Below are 19670 nucleotides of genomic sequence, written 5' to 3'. Positions count from 1 at the left end.
GCGCGGGACGGGCGAGCCCGATTTCCGGTTTTTCGCTCGTGCTACTGGTCGAGAAAGCTGCGCATTTTCCGGCTGCGGCTCGGATGTTTGAGCTTGCGCAGCGCTTTCGCCTCGATCTGCCTGATCCGCTCACGCGTCACGCTGAACTGCTGGCCGACCTCTTCGAGCGTGTGATCGGTATTCATGCCGATGCCGAAGCGCATGCGCAGCACGCGTTCCTCGCGCGGGGTAAGGCTGGCGAGCACCCGAGTGACGGTTTCCTTGAGGTTGGACTGGATCGCCGCGTCGACCGGGATGATCGCATTCTTGTCCTCGATGAAATCGCCGAGATGCGAATCCTCCTCGTCGCCGATCGGCGTTTCGAGGCTGATCGGTTCCTTGGCGATCTTCATCACCTTGCGGACCTTTTCGAGCGGCATCGAGAGACGCTCGGCCATCTCCTCCGGCGTCGCTTCGCGGCCCTGCTCGTGGAGGAACTGGCGGCTCGTCCGCACGAGCTTGTTGATCGTCTCGATCATGTGGACCGGGATACGGATCGTGCGCGCCTGATCGGCGATCGAGCGGGTGATCGCCTGGCGAATCCACCAGGTCGCATAGGTGCTGAACTTGTAGCCCCGGCGATACTCGAATTTGTCGACCGCCTTCATCAGGCCGATATTGCCCTCCTGGATCAGGTCCAGGAACTGCAGCCCGCGATTGGTGTATTTCTTGGCGATCGAAATGACGAGGCGGAGATTCGCCTCGACCATTTCCTTCTTGGCGATCCGCGCTTCGCGCTCGGCCTTCTGCACCATGTTGACGATGCGGCGGAACTCGCTGAGCGAGGTGCCCGTCGCTTGGCTGATTTCGGAGATTTCGGTGCGGATGCGGTCGACCGCTTCGGCTTCCTTGTCCGCGAATTTCTTCCACTTGGCGTCGATCTTCGCGACCTTTTTGAGCCAGCCGTCTTCGAGTTCGCGGCCCATATATTCTTCGAGGAAGGATTTGCGCGGTACCTTGTGGCGCTCGGCCAGCCGCAGCATCTGCCCACCCAGCGCGGTAAGCCTGCGGTTGTAGCTGTAAAGCTGGTCGACCAGATATTCGATCTTGGTCGCGTGGAACTGCACGCTCTCGACCTCGGCGGTCAGCTCTTCGCGCAGATTCTGGTAACGCGTTTCCTGGGCCTTCGGGAAATCCTTGGTCGTACCCAACGCCTCCAGCCGGCGTTCCTGGATCTTCGAGAAGGTCCGGTAGAGCTTGGTGATCTTGGCGAAGCGGTCGAGCGCATCCGGCTTCAGCGCCTCTTCCATCTGGGCGAGCGACAGCTGGTTGTCGTCGTCCTCATCTTCCTCGCGGCGGCGCTTGGCGACGGGATCCTCGTCCTCATCGCCATCATCGCCGTCGCTGTCCTCATCCCCGTCATCGTCGAACTCGTCGTCATCTTCCTTGATCGACACGCCCGCCGTTTTTTCGGAAATCTCGCCGCTGTCGTCGTCATTCTCGACATCTTCGAGCGAGGGCCCCTTGGTCAGCATCGCCTCGAGATCGAGAATCTCGCGCAGCTGCATTTCCTCGTCGTTCAGCGCGTCCGACCATTCGATGATCGCATTGAAGGTGATCGGGCTTTCGCACAGCCCCATGATCATCATGTCGCGGCCGGCCTCGATCCGCTTGGCGATCGCGATCTCGCCCTCGCGGCTGAGCAGTTCCACCGCTCCCATCTCGCGCAGATACATGCGGACCGGATCGTCGGTCCGGTCGCCGGTCGTTTTCTTCGCCGGGGCCTCGACGACCTTCTTTTCGTCGCCGTCCACCGCCTTGGGCGCGGACTTGGCTTCGGCGGCCTCTTCCTCGCCGACATCCTCGTTCTCGACGATGTTGACGCCCATTTCGGACAGCGCCGACATCACGTCCTCGATCTGCTCGGACGCCATCTGGTCCTGGGGCAGCGCCTCGTTCAGCTCGTCATAGGTCAGATAGCCGCGCTTCTTCGCCTTGGTGATCAGTTTCTTGATCGAAGCCTGGTTGAGATCGATAACCGGTGCGTCCGTATCGTCCTTCGCCGCCGTTTTTGCTTTTGCCATGTAAAACCTTGTGTTTTTCGCCGCTATGCTGCGGCTTCCCCTAACGTTTCCAACTCATCGTGCAAGCGCTGCTTTTCTTCCATCAACCGCTTGCGGCGTTCCGATTCCCTGTTCCAGACCCCTTCGAAATCCTCCGATTCCGATGCCCGCTCGAGATTGGCGCGGACATCTTCCAGATTTTCGTCGAGCTCCTGGCTGCGGGCGATTGTATCGATCGCGGCTTCGAGGTCGCGGACCGCAATTTCGGGATCCGTCTTCGGATAGAAGAAGGAAAAGCCGAGATCGCGCCAGAAATGCCTCTTTTCCGCCGATTCCAACTCCGCACTGGCCAATATGGTCTCGATCATGTCTTCATCAAGGTCGGGCCGCTCAAAAGCCGCCGCGACGAGCAGGTCCCGCCAGCGCGCGAGCAGACCTTCTCCGATATGGAGCGACTGGATCTGGTCGGCCCGGGACTGGATCACGCCCGGATAGCGGGACAGGCCGAGCAGAATCGCACGGATATAGAGATCGAGGCCCCGGAGCCGGTTGCGTCCGGACGTCGCGGCCAGCGCGTCGCGGACGAAATCGACCTCTTTCTTCTTCCAGCCGAATGCATCCCAGAAACGCTCGCGGAAATCGCGGCCGAATTCCTCGCGCATCGCGGGATCGCCGATCGCGCCCGCGAGTTCGTTGAGCCGCCGTTTGAGCTTGGCCCGGGCGGTGGGGCTTTTCGGATCGATCTTCGCCGCTTCATGGCGCCACAGGAACGCATCGAGGCTCAGCGGTTCCTCGAACTGCGCGCGCAACGCGTCGGTACCGCCCGACCGGATGATATCGTCCGGATCCTGCCCGGGCGGCAGCTGGACGAAGGCGAGGCTGCGTTCGGGCTGGATCGCGGGCAGTGCGCGGTCGATCGCGCGGGCCGCGGCCTTTTGCCCGGCCGCATCTCCGTCGAAACACAGGATCGGGGCTTCGTCGATGCGCCACAGCATCGCCAGTTGATGCTCGGTCAGCGCGGTGCCGAGCGGCGCGACCGCCTCGCCGAACCCGGCTTGGTCGAGCGCGATAACGTCCATCTGTCCTTCAACGACGATGATGCGCTTGGCGTCGCGGGCGGCAGGCGAGGCCCGGTCGAAATTGTAGATCGTCCGCCCCTTGTCGAAGAGCGGCGTGTCGGGCGAGTTCAGATATTTGGGTTTGCCGTCGCCGATGATCCGCCCGCTGAACGCGATCACCCGACCGCGCGGATCGCGGATCGGGAACATGAGCCGACTGCGAAACCGGTCATAGGGGGAGCGGCCGCTGTCTTCGGGCACCGCGATCAGCCCGGCTTCGATCAGCTTGTCGCGCCCGAATTCCTTGAGCGCTTCTTCCAGCTTGCCGCGCGCGTCGGGCGCAAAGCCGAGACCGAAGGCGCGTTGCGTTTTCGCCGTGATACCGCGCTGTTCGAGATAGGCGCGGGTTTCGGCCCCGGCGGGGCTGTGCAGCTGATCCACATACCAGTCCGCCGCCGCCTCCATCACGTCGCGCAGCGAGGCCGATTTCTCCTGCCGTTCGCGCATCCGGGGATCGGGCGCCGGCACCTGCATCCCGGCGCCTTCGGCCAGTTCCTTCACCGCATCGATAAAGGGAAGCCCCCGCGTTTCGGTGAGGAAGCGGATCGCGTCGCCATGCGCGCCGCATCCGAAGCAGTGATAGAAGCCCTTCTCGTCATTGACGGTGAAGGAGGGCGTCTTTTCCTTGTGGAACGGGCAGCAGGCCTTCCATTCGCGGCCGGCTTTCTGAAGCTTGGTGTGTTTCCCGATGACGCTGGACAGCGTCGTCCGCATGCGAAGTTCGTCGAGAAATGCAGGCGAAAGGGACATGGCCCTATTATAATCCGATTAGCGCGAAATGGCGCGGAATTCAATTGCCCGGCTGGGGATTACTCGCACACGCCGGCGATCTCGCCGCCCGGTGTCGGCATCGGGCCCGGTCCGGTGGCCTCGAGACCGTCCGCGACGAAGCGATATTCCCCGTCCGGGCCGCTCGGAGGCTGGGTCGACTGCCAGAAAAAGGTGATCGTTTCGCCCGTGCTCCAGCCCGATTCTTCGGGGAAGCTCCAGATGATCCGGTCGTCGACGCAGCTGATCGAGGCGTTGAAGCCCTCGGCGAGCACGTTTTCCGCGTCGAGCACCGAATAGCCGGCGACGCCGGTGAAGCCGTGCGCGGGGAAGGCGAGGGAGAAGCTCGACGCGCTTTCGACCGGCCGGACATTTTCGGGCATCTCGAACGGCGCGTCGTTCGGGCCGTCGAAACCGGGGCGTATCTCATGAACATAGGTGTAGATCGTGCCGTCTTCGGCATCGTCCGGGTTGCAGGGATCCACGCCTTCCGGACATTGCACCCGGCTTGCAATATCGCCGATCGCCGCATCGAGCGCGACGAGCGAGGCTTCAACCTCGGGGCCGAGCGGGCCCTGGATCGTGCCGCCCAGGGTCAGCGAGGCGAAATCGGTCGGCGCGATGATGTTTTGCGGTTCGCTGAGCGTCGCATCTTCGACCGGTTCAGCCGGTTCTTCGACGGGTCCGTCCGCACAGGCGGCGAGGGCGAGGGGCAACAGGCAACAAAGAGTAAGGCGACGCATCGAATATCCTGATTTTTGGGTTTCCGCTTGGGGGAACCGAATACTGCATGTCGGCAGCAAGTTCCGTCGCGTCAACCCGCTAACCGCCCGTCAACCGCACCTTAACCAGCCCGCTCGCCTTGCCCATGTCGATTTCCCCGCCGTGGCGCGCCTTCAATTGTCCCATAACTTTGCCCATGTCTTGAGGGCCTTGCGCCCCGAGTTCGGCGATGATCGCGTCGATGATCGCGCCGGTTTCTTCTTCGTCCTTCATGGCGGGCAGAAACTCTTCGATAACCGCAACTTCGGCCTTTTCGGCATCGGCCAGTTCCTGCCGGCCGCCGCTTTCATACATGGAGATCGACTCGCGGCGCTGTTTGACCATCTTCTGCAGCACCTCGACGATCATCGTGTCGTCGTCCTTGGCGCCGCCTTCGGTCCGAAGCTCGATATCGCGGTCCTTCACCCTGGAGAGGATGAGGCGCAGCGCAGACGTGCGCGCGCTGTCCTTCGCCTTCATCGCCGCCACCTGGGCGGCCTTGATATCGTCGCGGAGCATGGGTCTTTTCCTTTATGTCAGTCCGTATTCCCGCGCAGACAGGAATCCAGGGCCGCAAGCGCCGATGCATGCCGCTCTGGGCTCCTGCCTGCGCAGGAGCATGGATGGAATATTTCGAGTGCAATTCCTAGCTGGGGATAAAGCGCTTGAACAGGCATTGACCCGGACCGATGCCGCGCCTAGCTGACAGCCGTTTGCGCGCCCGGCAGAATCGAAGAAACAGGACAACCGACCATGGCGAACGCCAAGCCAGACACTGCGCCCGAAGGAGCGACGGGCGTATTGGTTTTGGCGGACGGGACATGCGTTTGGGGCCGGGGTTTCGGCGCGGAAGGCGATGCCGTCGGCGAAGTCTGCTTCAACACCGCGATGACCGGCTATCAGGAAAGCATGACCGACCCGAGCTATGCCGGGCAGATCATCACTTTTACGTTTCCGCATATCGGCAATGTCGGCACCAATGCCGAGGATATGGAATCCGTCAATCCGCATGCGCTCGGCTGTATCGTGCGCGAGGATGTGACCGATCCCAGCAATTTCCGATCGAGCCAGCATTACGACCAGTGGCTGAAGGTCAACGGCCGGATCGGGCTGTCGGGCGTCGATACGCGGGCGCTGACGCGGCTGATCCGAACGCAGGGCGCGCCCAACGGCGTGATCGCGTATAGCGCGGACGGCACCTTCGATCTCGATGCGCTGAAGGCCAAGGCGGCCGAATGGCCGGGGCTGGAAGGCATGGACCTCGCCAGGACGGTCAGCACGACGCAGCAATATGAGTGGCGCGACGGGCTGTGGACGCTCGGCGAAGGCTATGCGGAAGGCCAGGCCGACGAACCCCCGCCCATCTCGAACGAGGATCGAGCGGAGCCGAGAGCCTGTGTCGAGAGACCCCATGTCGTGGCGATCGATTACGGGGCGAAGCGCAATATCCTGCGCCATCTGGTCAATGCCGGTGCGCGGGTGACGGTGGTGCCGGGCGAAGCGTCGTTTGACGATGTGATGCGCCATGAGCCCGACGGCATCTTCCTCGCCAACGGCCCCGGCGATCCGGCGGCGACGGGAGACTATGCGGTGCCGGTGATCAGGCAGCTGCTGGAGACCGGCAAGCCGCTGTTCGGCATCTGCCTCGGCCATCAGATGCTCGGGATCGCGGCGGGCGCGAAGACGGTGAAGATGCACCAGGGCCATCGCGGCGCCAACCATCCGGTCAAGCGGCTGGAAGACGGCCGCGTCGAGATCACGAGTATGAACCATGGCTTTGCGGTCGATATCGATACGCTGCCCGACGGCGTGAAGGCGACGCATGTCAGCCTGTTCGACGGCAGCCTGTGCGGGCTGGAACTGGAAGACCGTCCCGCGTTCAGCGTGCAATATCATCCCGAAGCGAGCCCCGGGCCACAAGACAGCGCCTATCTGTTCGCGAAGTTTGTGGGGATGTTGGACCAGCAATGACTAGCGGCGACCCAAGAGTGAGTTTCATTTCTTCCAAATGGAAGAGGGTTGGACCTTATTTGGAAAGAGACGGGGACTCCCATCGATATCGAATTGTTGTTCCGGCTGCGAAACCAGAGAGCCAGATAAACTGGACGAAATGGAGCGCGATACTGACAGCGGTTGGCATCCTAGTAGCGATAATTTCAGTGATAGTTTTATAATGTCTCGCTGCACCAACATCTCCTCCATCTACTTTAGCGATGCAGTACCTGCTCCCTCACCCCCTTTAGGGGGAGAGGGTTGGGGAGAGGGGGGCTTAGCCGTCTCTTCTCAAAGTTATCAGGATGACGCGAATCACGCCTTCAATGTTGTTGAGAACTTCATTGTTCGTGAAGCGCAGGACCCGATAGCCTCGGGCTTCGAGAGCTTCGGTTCGCGCGGCATCTTCAACTTCATGTCCTGTATGACTTTCGCCGTCCACTTCGATGGCGAGCTTTTCCGAACGCGAAGCGAAGTCTACGATATAGGGCGGAAGCACGACCTGCCGCTGGAATTTGGTGCCGAGCCGGTTGCCACGGAGCACCGACCACAAAGCGCGTTCCGGTGGCGTCATTTTGGTGCGCAGTTCCTTGGCGCGCTGTCGTGTGACCGGATGCCGTTTCGTCATGCCCCCTCTCCCAACCCTCTCCCCCTAAAGGGGGCGAGGGCCACAGAGCAAGAAACCACCCATGCCTAAACGCACTGACATCTCTTCCATCCTTATCATCGGCGCCGGTCCCATAATCATCGGCCAGGCATGCGAGTTCGATTATTCGGGGACGCAGGCCGTGAAGGCGCTCAAGGAAGAGGGCTATCGGATCATCCTCGTCAACTCCAACCCGGCGACGATCATGACCGATCCGGAGCTGGCGGACGCAACCTATGTCGAGCCGATCACGCCAGCCATCGTCGCCAAGATTATTGCTAAGGAGCGCGCGGAGCGGCCGGACGATGTGCTCGCCCTGCTGCCGACGATGGGCGGGCAGACGGGGCTCAACACGGCGCTGGCACTGCACGAAGATGGCACGCTCGAAAAGTTCGGCGTCGAGCTGATCGGGGCGGATGCCGATGCGATCGACAAGGCCGAGGATCGGCTGCGCTTCCGCGAGGCGATGTCGAAGATCGGGTTGGAAAGCCCGCGCTCGCTGATCGCGCACAATATGGACGAGGCGCTGGAGGGGCTGGAGTTTGTCGGGCTGCCGACGATCATCCGGCCGAGCTTCACCATGGGCGGCACGGGCGGCGGGATCGCCTATAATCGCGAGGAGTTCGAGGAGATCGTTCGCGGCGGCCTTTCCGCCAGCCCGACCACCGAAGTGCTGATCGAGGAATCGGTGCTGGGGTGGAAGGAATATGAGATGGAGGTCGTTCGCGACAGGAACGACAATGCCATCATCATCTGCTCGATCGAGAATGTCGATCCGATGGGCGTGCATACGGGCGATAGCATCACCATCGCGCCCGCGCTGACGCTGACGGATAAAGAGTATCAGATCATGCGCAATGCGAGCATCGCTTGCCTGCGCGAGATCGGCGTCGAGACGGGCGGGTCGAACGTTCAGTTCGCGGTGAATCCGGCAGACGGACGCTTGGTGGTGATCGAGATGAACCCGCGCGTGTCGCGCTCGTCGGCGCTGGCCTCTAAAGCAACCGGCTTTCCCATTGCCAAGGTCGCCGCGAAACTCGCGGTCGGTTACACGCTCGACGAGATCGACAACGATATCACCGGCGTCACGCCTGCGAGTTTCGAGCCAACCATCGACTATGTCGTAACCAAGATCCCGCGCTTCGCCTTCGAGAAATTCAAGGGCGCGGAACCGGTGTTGGGCACGGCGATGAAATCGGTCGGCGAGGTCATGGCGATCGGCCGCAGCTTCACAGAGAGCCTGCAAAAGGCGCTGCGCGGGCTGGAGACGGGGCTGGTCGGTCTCAACTGGGTCGACGAGCTGGTCGGTGCGCCCAAGCCGCGGATCGAGGCGGCTCTCTCCGAAGTGTCGCCCGAGCGGTTGCTGGTGACGGCACAGGCATTGCGGGAAGGACTGAGCGTCGAGGAAGTCCATGCGATCACCAAATATGATCCCTGGTTCCTCGAACGGCTGTCCGAGATCGTCGAGGCGGAAAAGGGCGTCATCGAAAACGGCCTGCCCAACGATGCGTCTGGCCTGCGCAAACTGAAGGCCATGGGCTTTTCCGACAACCGGCTCGCGCGGCTGGCGCTGGCCTCGACGCACATCCGCGAAGGGATGGAGAAGGCCGCGTACAGCCCCGGCCTGATCGGCGAGGCGCTCCAGGCGATGGCGGGCGGCGTGACCGAGGAGCAGGTGCGCGAGTTGCGCCACAAGCTCAGCGTGCGACCGGTCTTCAAGCGGATCGACACCTGCGCCGCCGAGTTCGAGGCGAAGACGCCCTACATGTATTCGACCTATGAGGCGCCGAGCTTCGGCGAGCCCGAATGCGAGGCGCAGCCCTCCGACCGCAAGAAGGTCGTGATCCTGGGCGGCGGGCCGAACCGGATCGGGCAGGGGATCGAGTTCGACTATTGCTGCTGTCACGCCTGTTTTGCGCTCGAGGAGCAGGGCTTCGAGACGATCATGATCAACTGCAACCCGGAAACGGTGTCGACCGATTACGATACGTCGGACCGGCTCTATTTCGAACCGCTGACCGCCGAGGACGTGCTCGAGATCCTGCACATCGAACAACAATCCGGCGAGTTGGCGGGCGTGATCGTCCAGTTCGGCGGGCAGACGCCGCTCAACCTCGCCAAGGCGCTCGAAGAGGCGGGCATTCCGATTCTCGGCACCTCGCCCGATGCCATCGACCATGCCGAGGATCGCGAACGCTTTGCCGATCTCGTCGCCGAGCTCGATCTGAAGCAGCCCGAAAACGGCATCGCGCGCAGCGGCGAAGAGGCGCTCGCGGTGGCGCAGCGCATCGGCTATCCGGTGCTGATGCGGCCCAGCTATGTGCTCGGCGGCCGGGCGATGGAGATCGTCGACAGCGATGCGCAGCTGGAGGATTATATCCAGACGGCCGTGCAGGTGTCGGGCGACAGCCCGGTCCTGATCGACCAGTATCTGCGTGACGCGATCGAGGTGGATGTCGATGCGATATCCGATGGCGAGGACGTGATCGTCGCCGGCGTACTCCAGCATATCGAGGAGGCTGGCGTCCATTCGGGCGACAGCGCCTGTTCGATCCCGCCCTACAGCCTGCCCGACGCTATCATTGCCGAGATCGAGCGGCAGACCGAGGCGCTGGCGATTGCGCTCAAGGTGCGGGGCCTGATGAACATCCAGTTCGCGGTGAAGGATGGCCCAGAAGGACAAAATGTCTATCTCATCGAAGTCAATCCGCGCGCCAGCCGCACCGTGCCGTTCGTCGCGAAGGCGATCGGTCATCCGGTCGCCAAGATTGCGGCGCGGGTCATGGCGGGCGAAAAACTCGCCGACCTGCCGAAAATCGACCGCGCGATCGATCATATCGCGGTGAAGGAAGCCGTATTCCCCTTCGCCCGCTTCCAGGGCACCGATCCGGTCCTCTCGCCCGAAATGAAATCGACGGGAGAGGTGATGGGCATCGACGACGATTTCCCGACCGCCTTCGCCAAGTCCCAGCTCGCGGGCGGCACGACCCTGCCGAGCGAAGGCTGTGTCTTCGTATCGGTGAAGGACAGCGACAAGGCGCATATCCTGCCCGCGATAAAGGATATCGTCGGCTATGGCTTCTCGATCGTGGCGACGGGCGGTACCGCGGACTTCCTGCAGGAGAACGGGGTCGAGGCGGTGCGGATCAACAAAGTCGCGCAGGGCCGCCCCCATATCGTCGATGCGATCGTCGACGGGGATATCGACCTGATCTTCAACACGACCGAGGGCTGGCAGTCGCTGAAAGACAGCGCCTCGATCCGCAAATCGGCGGTTTCGAACAGGATCCCCTATTTCACGACGGCGCCCGCAAGCGCGGCCGCCGTAAGGGCAATTGGGGCGCTGAGCACAACGGAGCTTGAAGTACGGCCGCTACAGGCCTATTATTCAACTGCCGAAAGCTAATCCCGACAATTTGTGCGGAAACAGCAGGCGGACCCGGACGGGCCGCTGCACGGCAGATTTTTGACGAAAGGTAAGGCAATGGCGACGATAGAAAAGATGCCGATGTTGCTGGAAGGCTATGAGAAGCTGAATGCCGAGGTGAAGCGCCTCAAAGAGGTGGAACGCCCCGACGTGATCGACGCGATCGAGGAAGCGCGCGCGCATGGCGATCTCTCGGAAAACGCGGAATATCACGCGGCCAAGGAACGCCAGGGCCAGATCGAGGCGACGATTGCCGATTATGAAGACCGGCTGACCCGCGCCCAGGTTATCGACCCGAAAGAGCTTTCGGGCGACAAGGTCGTGTTCGGTGCGACCGTCCATCTGCTCGACGAGGACGACAAGCCGCTCAAATATCAGATTGTCGGCGAGATCGAGGCGGACGCGAATTCCGGCAAGATTTCATACAGCTCGCCGCTGGCGCGGGCGCTGATCGGCCGCAGCAAGGGCGACGAGGTCGAGTTCACCGTCCCGGCCGGCGACAAATATTTCCTGATCGAAAAGATCGAGTTCGTTTAAGGCGAGAGGGCAGGGGAGCGGCTTCATGGACTGGCAGACGCGCCTCGCCCAATCGACGCTGACGACCCGGATCATTCTCGTCACGGCGGCCTGCTGGCTGCTGGTGATGGCGCTCGGGCTGGAACGCTGGGCCTATGGCTTTGGCGGATTCATCCCGCTGCGCTTCGACGAGGGCTTCACGATCCCGGGCGCGCTGCCCGCCATCCTGACACCGCTTTCCGCGACGTTGCTGCATGCGGACGCCATGCATCTCGCCTTCAACATGCTGCTGATGTTCATCTGCGGCCGGGGCGTCGAACAGGCACTGGGCGGACGCGGGCTGATCGCGCTCTATGTCATCGGCGCCTATGTGGCGGCGCTCGGCCATTTCCTGTTCAATACCGAGAGCGCGGGCCCGATGATCGGCGCCAGCGGCGCGGTGTCCGCGATCATCGGGGCCTATGCGCTGCTCTATTCGAAACCGCGCAACGGCGTGGGCGGATGGCGGCATGTCGCCTCGCTCGCCGCCGCATGGATCGTGATCCAGCTGCTGATCGGGCTGACGACCTACGGATCGCCCGCACCGGTGGCGATCATGGCGCACATCTTCGGTTTCGGCGTCGGGCTGGCGATGGCCCGGCCGCTGCTGATGTGGCACTATCGGGATGCCTGAGGCGGCGGGCCGCGTTTTCCCCGCATCCTGCTCCTGCGGAGCCGCCCGGCTGACCCTGACCGCGCTGCCCCGCCATCGCTTTTTCTGTCACTGCACGGTCTGCCAGACCGTCTATCGCGCGCCCTTTGCCGATGTCACGGTGATCCGTGCCGACAGGGTCGCGATCGAAACGCCGGAGGCGATCGCCTTTGCACGCTACAAATCGCCGCCCGCTATCGAGCGGGGCATCTGCACAAATTGCGGCAAGCCGGTGGTCGCGTTGGCCGATATGCCGCTATCGCCGCGGCTCGCTTTCATCGCGGCAAAGAATTTCGACGATGCAGCGGCGTTGCCGCCGTCGTCCATGCATATCCATTACGGGACGCGCAGCGCGGATATCGACGACACGTTGCCCAAGCGCAGCGGTCCGCTGGTCAGCCAGCTGGCCGCCATGCGCCCGATCCTGGGCGCGATTTTCAGCTAGGGCAGGGGCCTATTTCTTGGCCGGTTCGATGATCTCGGGTTCGAGCAGCCGGTGCAGGTGCACGACGACATATTTCATTTCGGCATCGTCGACGGTCGCCTGCGCCTTGGAACGCCAAGCGTCCTCGGCGTCCTCGTAATTCGGATAGATGCCGACCAGATCCATGGAGTTGAAATCGTTGAAATCGAGCGTGCGCGGGTCGGAAACCCGGCCGCCGAACACGAGATGAAGTTTGTTTTCGCTCATGGCCGCGCCCCTTAATCGAAAGGCGGCGATATTGCCACCGAAGATGAAGAATTTCGCGTTCGCAAATACGGCACCTGCCCGTTCCCCCTCCCGGCCTCCGACAGGCTAAAACTATTGGGAGGCCGGGAGGGGGAACGGGCCGGTGCCGCGCACATCAATGCAGATTACGCGCTGCGGCTTTCCATGAAACGGACGAGCCGGTCGAAGCCGTTGCGCTGGATATAGCTGTCGAAATCCTGTGCCTGGTTCAGCGTCAGGTTAATGCCCGCCACGCGCATATTGTAGACCTTGTAGCTGCCGTTCGTGCGAGTCAGGTACCAGATCGCCGAGACGGGTCGCTGCCCCGGGTTGGTGATCCGCGTCTGCACGAGATAGGTGCTGCCGCGCTGAGTCGCGTTCGTTACCTCCACTTCGGCGCGCGCATAGGACGACAACCGGTCGGCATAGGTGCCGAGGATGAAGCCGGGCAGTGCGCGCTGATAGGCGCTGTACTGGCTCGCGCTGATATCGTCGCGCCAGCGGCGGATCAGCCGGTCGCCGATCTGGTTGACCGCGAAATGCTCGCCTAGCAGCGAGCGGAAACGGCTGCGGCGTTCGGCCACGCTGCCGGTGCGCAGAGCGCCGAGCCCGTCCGCAGCAAGGCTTTCGACGAAGGCCGAGGGATTGGCCTGGCTGACCGCGGCATGGGCCGGCGTCGTAATAATCGCCGGCGCGGCCACGGCGGCGGTAGCCATTGCACTGGCGAGGAAAATCTTGGGGAAGCGTGTCATAATCGTCTCAAAACCCTGTTATTGCAGTTGATTATGAGTTTTAGCCTGTCCCGGCTGAACCGGGATTGAACTGTTCGTTACCCGGCAGACAGTCAGTCTTCGCCGCGCGCCTTGCGGGCGGCGGCGCTGCTCGCTTCGCTGGCGGCCGCCTTGGCCTCGTCCATGACTTTCTTCGCGGTTTCGCGCGCCGTGTCCTTCACGAAACCGAGTTCGTCGAGTTTCTCCTGGCCGACTGTCTTGGCGGCTTCCGCCGCTTCGCGGGCGCGGCCGGTGATCTCGCTGCCATAGGGGCCGAGCAGCTCGGTTTCGCGCCGCGTTCGCGGCAGGAGCGCGCCGATCAGCATGCCGATGCCCAGACCGCCGACGAGCGCGGCAAGCGGATTGCTCTCGACCGTGTCTGCGGTGCGACGTCCGGCGCCCGCCGCGCGGTCGCGCGCCGATGCGTACAGCTCGCCGGTCCGCGCGGCTGCCGTTTCATAGGCGTCCTCGGCGCGTGCGCGCGTCGCGCGGTAGGACTCGCGAACGGTCTCGCCGGCTTTGCTTGCTGTTTCCTTGACTGTCATGGTCAAACCTCCTCGGTTACGATGGTGACGGGTGCGGATCCATCATCATGCACACGCCCTTTTATCCTTTGTTCTGGCAACGAACGGAAATCCTCTCCGGTTGCCTCTTTCTTCGAAAATTTTCCGCGTAGCGCCGACGCTATGGGTTTGCGCAACAGAACAAGGCCGATCGCCGCGCCGACGGCGAGGATCGTCCCCGGGCGCCTGCGGGCCGCGCCGGTTACCTTGTCGACTGCCCCGGACGCACCATCCTTGATCTGGCCGATCGCGTCCTTGGCGATCGCGTCCGGTGCCAACCGGGCCTGCGCGATGCCGAGCGATTGGAACCAGTTCGCGCGGGCCTCGCGCTCCGCACGGCGCGCATCGTAGAGCCGTTCTTCCGCGGTTTTCATGATATCTTACCGTCCTCTGCCGTAGGCGGCGCCAGTTTCTCGTGCTCCGCCAATGACGGAGCGGCGTCGAACTCGTCGTCATCGAACAGTTTCTCGTCGAGATCGGGAAATGTCTTGACGCCCCAATAGGCGAGCAGAGCCGCGATCGTCAGACCGACTCCGCAAACAATGATGCCGGACAGGAGCGGGCCCACGAGTTGCGCCAGGGATATGACCAGCGCCATCAGCAGCGCGACGAGCGCGGCCGCGGCGATCAACAGCGCGACGACCATAAGCGCCGCCGCTTTCCGAGCCTGCGACACCCGGTACAGGACGATGGCACGGTACAGTTTTATCCGGGACTTGGCGAATTGCTCGCCGTCTTCTAGCAATCCGGCGACGATGCGCCGGTAGGAGATGTCGTCACCGTCGCCGTTCATGCGTCGTCCCGTTCCCCGAGACCCGATTTCACGAGCCGCGCGATCGCGAATCCGGCGACCGCGGCGATACCGATTGCGACGACCGGGCTGCGGCGCACGAAATTCTCCGCATCGCGCAGCATATCCTCGACTTCCTTGCCCTCGAGCTTTTCGGCAAAAGTCGAAACGGCGCCGGCGGCCATGCGTGCATATTCGCCGTAGCTCTCGCCGAGACGCTCATCGACCGATTTGGCGGCGTCGTCCATCGCGGCCGACACGTCCCGGATCGCGCCGGTCGCCTTGTCCTTGCCCTGCGTCGCATATTCGCGCGCCTGTTGGGTCGCCTGCGTCTTGAGGTTGCTCGCTTCGTCCTTGATACGCTCCTTGGCCTTGGTGACGGTACCCTTCTCGGCCTCGTCCGCCGGAACGTCGATAACCGTATCGGTGCCCTCGGGCAGATCGGATTTCTTGCTCGCCATCATTCTTCCTCCGTAACGAAACTTCTATCTGTGTATCAAGCGCACGAAACGCAATCATGTTCCGTGCTTTTCTCCAGTTTACAGCATTTGCTTCGCGGGCGCAGCATGGATAGAGCAGCGCGGTAAATAGCCCGTAATCGAAAAGGTTTTTCCGATGACTGCCATAGCCGATATCCGCGCCCGCGAAATCCTCGACAGCCGCGGCAATCCGACCGTCGAAGTCGATGTCGCCCTTGAGGATGGCAGCTTCGGTCGCGCGGCCGTGCCGTCCGGCGCATCGACCGGCGCTTACGAGGCCAATGAAAAGCGCGACGGAGACGAGGATCGCTATCTCGGCAAGGGCGTGTTGAAGGCGGTGGCCGCGGTGAATGGCGAGATCGCCGAAATGCTGCGCGATGCCGATGCCGAAGAGCAGCTCGCCATCGACCATGCGATGATCGATCTCGACGGCACACCGAACAAATCGAAACTCGGCGCCAATGCCATTCTCGGTGTCAGTCTTGCGGTCGCCAAGGCTGCCGCGGAAGCGCGCGGCCTGCCGCTTTACCGTTATGTGGGAGGCACCTCGGCCGCGACCTTGCCGGTGCCGATGATGAACATCGTCAATGGTGGCGAGCATGCCGACAACCCGATCGATTTTCAGGAATTCATGGTCATGCCGGTGGGTGCGGACAGCCTAGCCGAAGCCGTGCGCTGGGGCGCGGAAATCTTCCACACGCTCAAGAAAGAGCTGCACGACGCCGGGCACAGTACGGCGGTCGGCGACGAGGGCGGATTCGCGCCCAATATCGGATCGACGACCGACGCGCTCGACTTCATCCTGAGCGCGGTCGAGAAGGCGGGGTATGCGCCCGGCGATAATGTGATGCTGGCGCTCGATTGCGCCGCGACTGAATTTTTCGAGAATGGAAACTATGTGATGGCCGGGGAGGGGAAGACGCTCTCGCCGGTTGAAATGGCGGGCTACCTCGCTGATCTTTCAAAAAAATACCCGATCCTGTCGATCGAGGACGGCATGGCCGAGGACGATTTCGAGGGCTGGAAAGCGCTGACCGATGCAGTGGGAGACACGGTCCAGCTCGTGGGCGACGATCTGTTCGTTACCAATAGCGAGCGCCTGGCCATGGGCATCGAAAAGGGGCTGGCCAATTCGCTGCTCGTCAAGGTCAACCAGATCGGCACGTTGACCGAGACGCTCGACGCGGTCGAGATGGCGCATCGCGCGAGTTACACCGCCGTGATGTCGCATCGCTCGGGCGAAACCGAGGATGCGACGATCGCCGATCTCGCCGTGGCGACCAATTGCGGGCAGATCAAGACGGGCAGCCTTGCCCGTTCGGATCGGCTCGCCAAATATAACCAGCTGATCCGCATCGAGGAGGAGTTGGGCGGTACCGCTGCTTATGCGGGACGCAGCATCTTGCGCGGCTGAACCGCTCGTCGTTCGCCCGATTCCGTTCGTCGCAAAAAGGACTCATCACGCGAATCGCCCTTGAATCCACGAGTCGCTTGTGATTCAACGCTGGCATGACGCGTTCGCGAAACCTCGCCAACATATTGCGCTCGGCCGCGGCGCCGGCATTGGCGATCCTCGTAATCGCCAATTTTGCCGGCTATGCGCTGCTCGGTCCGAACGGGCTTTTTGCCTGGGGCGACTATGCGCGGCTTCACGAGCAGCGGCAGGTCGAACTCACGCAACTGAACGAAGAGCGCGAACGGCTCGCCAATCGCGTCGAACTGCTTGATCCCGACAGCGTCGATCCGGATTTTGCGGACGAGCTCGTCCGGCGGAATACCGGCCAGGTCCGCGAAGACGAGCATATCGTTATCACCGACTGACTTTCCCTTTCGGTGACGTTGCGGAATCGCTGCCGCTCGGCCATATCCCAACCGGAAGTCACCAACAGGAAAGGCCTTACTCTTGGCCAAGGCACCGGCGTCACCCAAACGCGCTCCGCGCAAATCCTCCAGCAAGAAACCGGCCGCCCGGAAATCCGCGGCGCCCCCCAAGCCGAACAGGGAACGGCCCGCCGAACCCAAACGGTACAAGGCGTCCAAGGACCAGCTGCTCGAATATTACCGGCAGATGCTGCTGATCCGGCGGTTCGAGGAAAAGGCGGGCCAGCTGTACGGGCTCGGCCTGATCGGCGGTTTCTGCCATCTCTATATCGGACAGGAGGCGGTCGCGATCGGGCTGCAATCGGCACTCGACAATGACAAGGACAGCGTCATCACCGGCTATCGCGATCATGGCCATATGCTGGCCTATGGTCTCGACCCCAAGGAGATCATGGCGGAGTTGACCGGCCGTGCCGCGGGCAATGCCGGGGGCAAGGGCGGGTCGATGCACATGTTCTCGGTCGAAAAACGATTTTATGGCGGCCACGGCATTGTGGGGGCCCAGGTGCCGCTCGGCACGGGACTCGCTTTCGCCCATAAGTATCGCGATGACGGCGGCGTTTGCCTCGCCTATTTCGGCGACGGCGCCGCGAACCAGGGGCAGGTCTACGAGGCCTTCAATATGGCCGAACTGTGGAAGCTGCCGATCATCTTCGTGATCGAGAACAATCAGTACGCCATGGGCACGAGCGTCAACCGCTCGTCGGCCGAGGACCAGCTCTACCGGCGCGGCGAAAGCTTCCGCATTCCGGGCCTGCAGATCAACGGCATGGACGTGCTCGAGGTGCGCGGCGCGGCGGAAGTGGCGCTCGACTGGGTCCGGAGCGGAAAGGGGCCGATCCTGCTTGAACTCAAGACATACCGGTACCGGGGTCATTCGATGTCCGATCCGGCCAAATACCGGTCGCGCGAGGAAGTCCAGTCGGTGCGCGAGAAATCGGATCCGATCGAGGCGATCAAGAAGGAATTGGAAGCGGCCGGGGTGAGTGCGGACGAAATGAAGGCGACCGACAAGGAGATCAAGGCGATCGTGGCGGAAGCCGCGGACTTTGCCGAAAGTTCGCCCGAACCCGATCCGGATGCGCTCTATACCGACGTTCTGGTGGAGCAGTATTGATGGCGATCGAGCTGAAGATGCCGGCCCTGTCGCCGACCATGGAAGAAGGCACGCTTGCCAAATGGCTGGTCAAGGAAGGCGACGAAATCGTTTCCGGCGACATCATGGCCGAGATCGAGACCGACAAGGCGACGATGGAGTTCGAGGCGGTCGACGAGGGCGTGCTGGCGAAGATCCTCGTGCCGGAGGGCACCGACGAGGTGCAGGTCGGTGCGGTGATCGCGATTCTGGCCGAGGAAGGCGAGGATGCGGACGCCGTCGAAGCGCCGTCCGACACGGGGAGCGTCGACGCAGCGCCTCAGCCCGCCGAGGCCAGGAGCGAACCCGATGAGACAGCGGACGAGGATATCGCGCCGCCCGCACGGCCGGAGGCCGGCGCGCGCGCGTCCGATCCCGATATTCCGGACGGCACGAAGATGGTCACGCTGACCGTGCGCGAGGCGCTGCGCGATGCGATGGCGGAGGAAATGCGATCCGACGACCGGGTGTTCGTGATGGGCGAGGAAGTCGCCGAATATCAGGGCGCTTACAAGGTGACGCAGGGGTTGCTCGAAGAGTTCGGCGACAGGCGTGTGATCGATACGCCGATCACCGAATATGGCTTTGCCGGCGTCGGGACGGGCGCGGCGATGGGCGGGTTGCGGCCGATCGTCGAATTCATGACGTTCAATTTCGCGATGCAGGCGATCGACCATATCGTCAATTCGGCCGGCAAGACCAACTATATGTCGGGCGGTCAGATGCGCTGCCCGGTCGTGTTTCGCGGTCCCAACGGCGCGGCATCGCGTGTCGCCGCGCAGCACAGCCAGAATTACGGCCCCTGGTATGCAAGCGTGCCCGGTCTCGTCGTCATCGCACCCTATTCGGCGGCCGACGCCAAGGGCCTGCTCAAATCCGCGATCCGGACGATCGATCCGGTCGTATTCCTCGAAAACGAGTTGCTCTACGGGCAGAGTTTCGAGGTGCCCGACCTCGACGACTATGCGCTGCCGATCGGCAAGGCGCGGACCGTCCGTTCGGGCAACGACGTATCGATCGTCAGCTATTCGATCGGTGTCGGCATCGCGCTGGAGGCGGCTGACAAGCTGGCCGAGGAGGGTATCGAGGCCGATGTGATCGATTTGAGAACGCTGCGCCCGCTCGACGAGACGGCGGTGCTCGAAAGCCTGTCGCGCACCAATCGCATGGTCGTCGTCGAGGAAGGCTGGCCGACCTGCTCGATCGCTTCCGAAATTGCGGCGATCTGCATGGCGAAGGGCTTCGACGATCTCGACGCACCGGTCACCCGGGTGACGAACGAAGATGTGCCGATGCCCTATGCGGCCAATCTCGAAAAGCTGGCGCTTGTCGATGTCGACAAGGTCGTCGCTGCCGCGAAGGCGGTGTCCTATCGCTAACC

At 62.6% G+C, this 19670-nt stretch carries 20 protein-coding genes; 9 read left to right on the top strand and 11 right to left on the bottom strand.

Annotated elements, in window-relative coordinates; translation table 11 throughout:
- Window positions 1-41 precede the first annotated feature (41 nt).
- From rpoD to HFP57_RS03715, 4 genes are all read right to left on the bottom strand, one after another.
- Window positions 42-2063 (bottom strand): RNA polymerase sigma factor RpoD, encoded by a 2022-nt coding sequence (gene rpoD, locus HFP57_RS03730; protein WP_176868541.1) that lies wholly within the window; start codon window positions 2061-2063, stop codon window positions 42-44.
- Between the two features lie 23 nt (window positions 2064-2086).
- Window positions 2087-3910: a DNA primase gene (dnaG, locus tag HFP57_RS03725; protein WP_176868540.1), complete on the bottom strand. Its 1824-nt coding sequence runs from the start codon at window positions 3908-3910 to the stop codon at window positions 2087-2089.
- 59 nt (window positions 3911-3969) lie between these two features.
- Window positions 3970-4671 carry a hypothetical protein gene (locus HFP57_RS03720; protein WP_176868539.1) on the bottom strand — a complete coding sequence of 234 codons (702 nt, stop codon included), beginning with the start codon at window positions 4669-4671 and terminating at the stop codon, window positions 3970-3972.
- 79 nt (window positions 4672-4750) lie between these two features.
- Complete coding sequence (locus HFP57_RS03715) at window positions 4751-5209, bottom strand: GatB/YqeY domain-containing protein (RefSeq protein WP_176868538.1); 459 nt, start codon at window positions 5207-5209, stop codon at window positions 4751-4753.
- A gap of 234 nt (window positions 5210-5443) precedes the next feature.
- Here HFP57_RS03715 and carA point away from each other — a divergent pair, with 234 nt between their 5' ends.
- Window positions 5444-6661: a glutamine-hydrolyzing carbamoyl-phosphate synthase small subunit gene (carA, locus tag HFP57_RS03710; protein WP_176868537.1), complete on the top strand. Its 1218-nt coding sequence runs from the start codon at window positions 5444-5446 to the stop codon at window positions 6659-6661.
- A 298-nt stretch (window positions 6662-6959) separates the two neighbouring features.
- On the opposite strand, the gene HFP57_RS03705 is transcribed toward carA, so the two are convergent.
- On the bottom strand, window positions 6960-7310 hold the full coding sequence (locus HFP57_RS03705; protein WP_176868536.1) for an endonuclease domain-containing protein: 351 nt from the start codon (window positions 7308-7310) through the stop codon (window positions 6960-6962).
- A 61-nt stretch (window positions 7311-7371) separates the two neighbouring features.
- Here HFP57_RS03705 and carB point away from each other — a divergent pair, with 61 nt between their 5' ends.
- The 4 genes from carB (at window position 7372) to HFP57_RS03685 (ending at window position 12407) form a co-directional block, all read left to right on the top strand.
- Complete coding sequence (gene carB / locus HFP57_RS03700; RefSeq protein WP_176868535.1) at window positions 7372-10734, top strand: carbamoyl-phosphate synthase large subunit; 3363 nt, start codon at window positions 7372-7374, stop codon at window positions 10732-10734.
- Between the two features lie 78 nt (window positions 10735-10812).
- Window positions 10813-11292, top strand: a complete 480-nt coding sequence (greA, locus tag HFP57_RS03695) for a transcription elongation factor GreA (RefSeq protein WP_176868534.1) — start codon at window positions 10813-10815, stop codon at window positions 11290-11292.
- A 25-nt stretch (window positions 11293-11317) separates the two neighbouring features.
- Window positions 11318-11944 carry a rhomboid family intramembrane serine protease gene (locus HFP57_RS03690; protein WP_176868533.1) on the top strand — a complete coding sequence of 209 codons (627 nt, stop codon included), beginning with the start codon at window positions 11318-11320 and terminating at the stop codon, window positions 11942-11944.
- Window positions 11937-12407 (top strand): GFA family protein, encoded by a 471-nt coding sequence (locus HFP57_RS03685; RefSeq protein ID WP_176868532.1) that lies wholly within the window; start codon window positions 11937-11939, stop codon window positions 12405-12407. The genes HFP57_RS03690 and HFP57_RS03685 overlap by 8 nt, the downstream gene beginning before the upstream one ends.
- A 9-nt stretch (window positions 12408-12416) precedes the next feature.
- Here HFP57_RS03685 and HFP57_RS03680 read toward each other — a convergent pair whose 3' ends face one another.
- The 6 genes from HFP57_RS03680 to HFP57_RS03655 all read right to left on the bottom strand — a co-directional run bounded on the left by HFP57_RS03680 (window position 12417) and on the right by HFP57_RS03655 (window position 15255).
- Window positions 12417-12653, bottom strand: coding sequence for a DUF4170 domain-containing protein (locus HFP57_RS03680; protein WP_176868531.1), 237 nt, complete (start codon window positions 12651-12653; stop codon window positions 12417-12419).
- Between the two features lie 164 nt (window positions 12654-12817).
- Window positions 12818-13423 (bottom strand): MlaC/ttg2D family ABC transporter substrate-binding protein, encoded by a 606-nt coding sequence (locus tag HFP57_RS03675; protein WP_176868530.1) that lies wholly within the window; start codon window positions 13421-13423, stop codon window positions 12818-12820.
- A gap of 92 nt (window positions 13424-13515) precedes the next feature.
- On the bottom strand, window positions 13516-13986 hold the full coding sequence (locus HFP57_RS03670; protein ID WP_176868529.1) for a DUF883 family protein: 471 nt from the start codon (window positions 13984-13986) through the stop codon (window positions 13516-13518).
- A gap of 2 nt (window positions 13987-13988) precedes the next feature.
- Window positions 13989-14378, bottom strand: a complete 390-nt coding sequence (locus HFP57_RS03665; RefSeq protein WP_176868528.1) for a hypothetical protein — start codon at window positions 14376-14378, stop codon at window positions 13989-13991.
- Window positions 14375-14797, bottom strand: a complete 423-nt coding sequence (locus tag HFP57_RS03660) for a phage holin family protein (RefSeq protein WP_176868527.1) — start codon at window positions 14795-14797, stop codon at window positions 14375-14377. Before HFP57_RS03660 ends, HFP57_RS03665 begins: the two co-directional genes overlap by 4 nt.
- Window positions 14794-15255, bottom strand: a complete 462-nt coding sequence (locus tag HFP57_RS03655) for a dehydroquinate synthase/iron-containing alcohol dehydrogenase family protein (protein WP_176868526.1) — start codon at window positions 15253-15255, stop codon at window positions 14794-14796. Before HFP57_RS03655 ends, HFP57_RS03660 begins: the two co-directional genes overlap by 4 nt.
- A gap of 154 nt (window positions 15256-15409) precedes the next feature.
- Between HFP57_RS03655 and eno the strand changes: the two genes are divergently transcribed.
- From eno to HFP57_RS03635, 4 genes are all read left to right on the top strand, one after another.
- A complete protein-coding gene (gene eno / locus HFP57_RS03650; protein WP_176868525.1) occupies window positions 15410-16687 on the top strand; it encodes a phosphopyruvate hydratase in 1278 nt (425 codons plus the stop codon).
- 95 nt (window positions 16688-16782) lie between these two features.
- The gene (locus tag HFP57_RS03645) at window positions 16783-17094 is read left to right on the top strand and encodes an FtsB family cell division protein (protein WP_176868524.1); all 312 of its coding nucleotides are present in this window, start codon (window positions 16783-16785) and stop codon (window positions 17092-17094) included.
- A gap of 82 nt (window positions 17095-17176) precedes the next feature.
- Window positions 17177-18271 (top strand): pyruvate dehydrogenase (acetyl-transferring) E1 component subunit alpha, encoded by a 1095-nt coding sequence (pdhA, locus tag HFP57_RS03640; protein ID WP_176868523.1) that lies wholly within the window; start codon window positions 17177-17179, stop codon window positions 18269-18271.
- Window positions 18271-19668, top strand: a complete 1398-nt coding sequence (locus tag HFP57_RS03635) for a pyruvate dehydrogenase complex E1 component subunit beta (protein ID WP_176868522.1) — start codon at window positions 18271-18273, stop codon at window positions 19666-19668. The genes pdhA and HFP57_RS03635 overlap by 1 nt, the downstream gene beginning before the upstream one ends.
- Window positions 19669-19670: the final 2 nt, after the last annotated feature.

The sequence above is a fragment of the Parasphingopyxis algicola genome (assembly GCF_013378075.1).
Lineage (GTDB): Bacteria > Pseudomonadota > Alphaproteobacteria > Sphingomonadales > Sphingomonadaceae > Parasphingopyxis > Parasphingopyxis algicola.
Note: the sequence above shows the minus strand (reverse complement) of the source record. Positions and strands in the feature narration are given on the sequence as shown.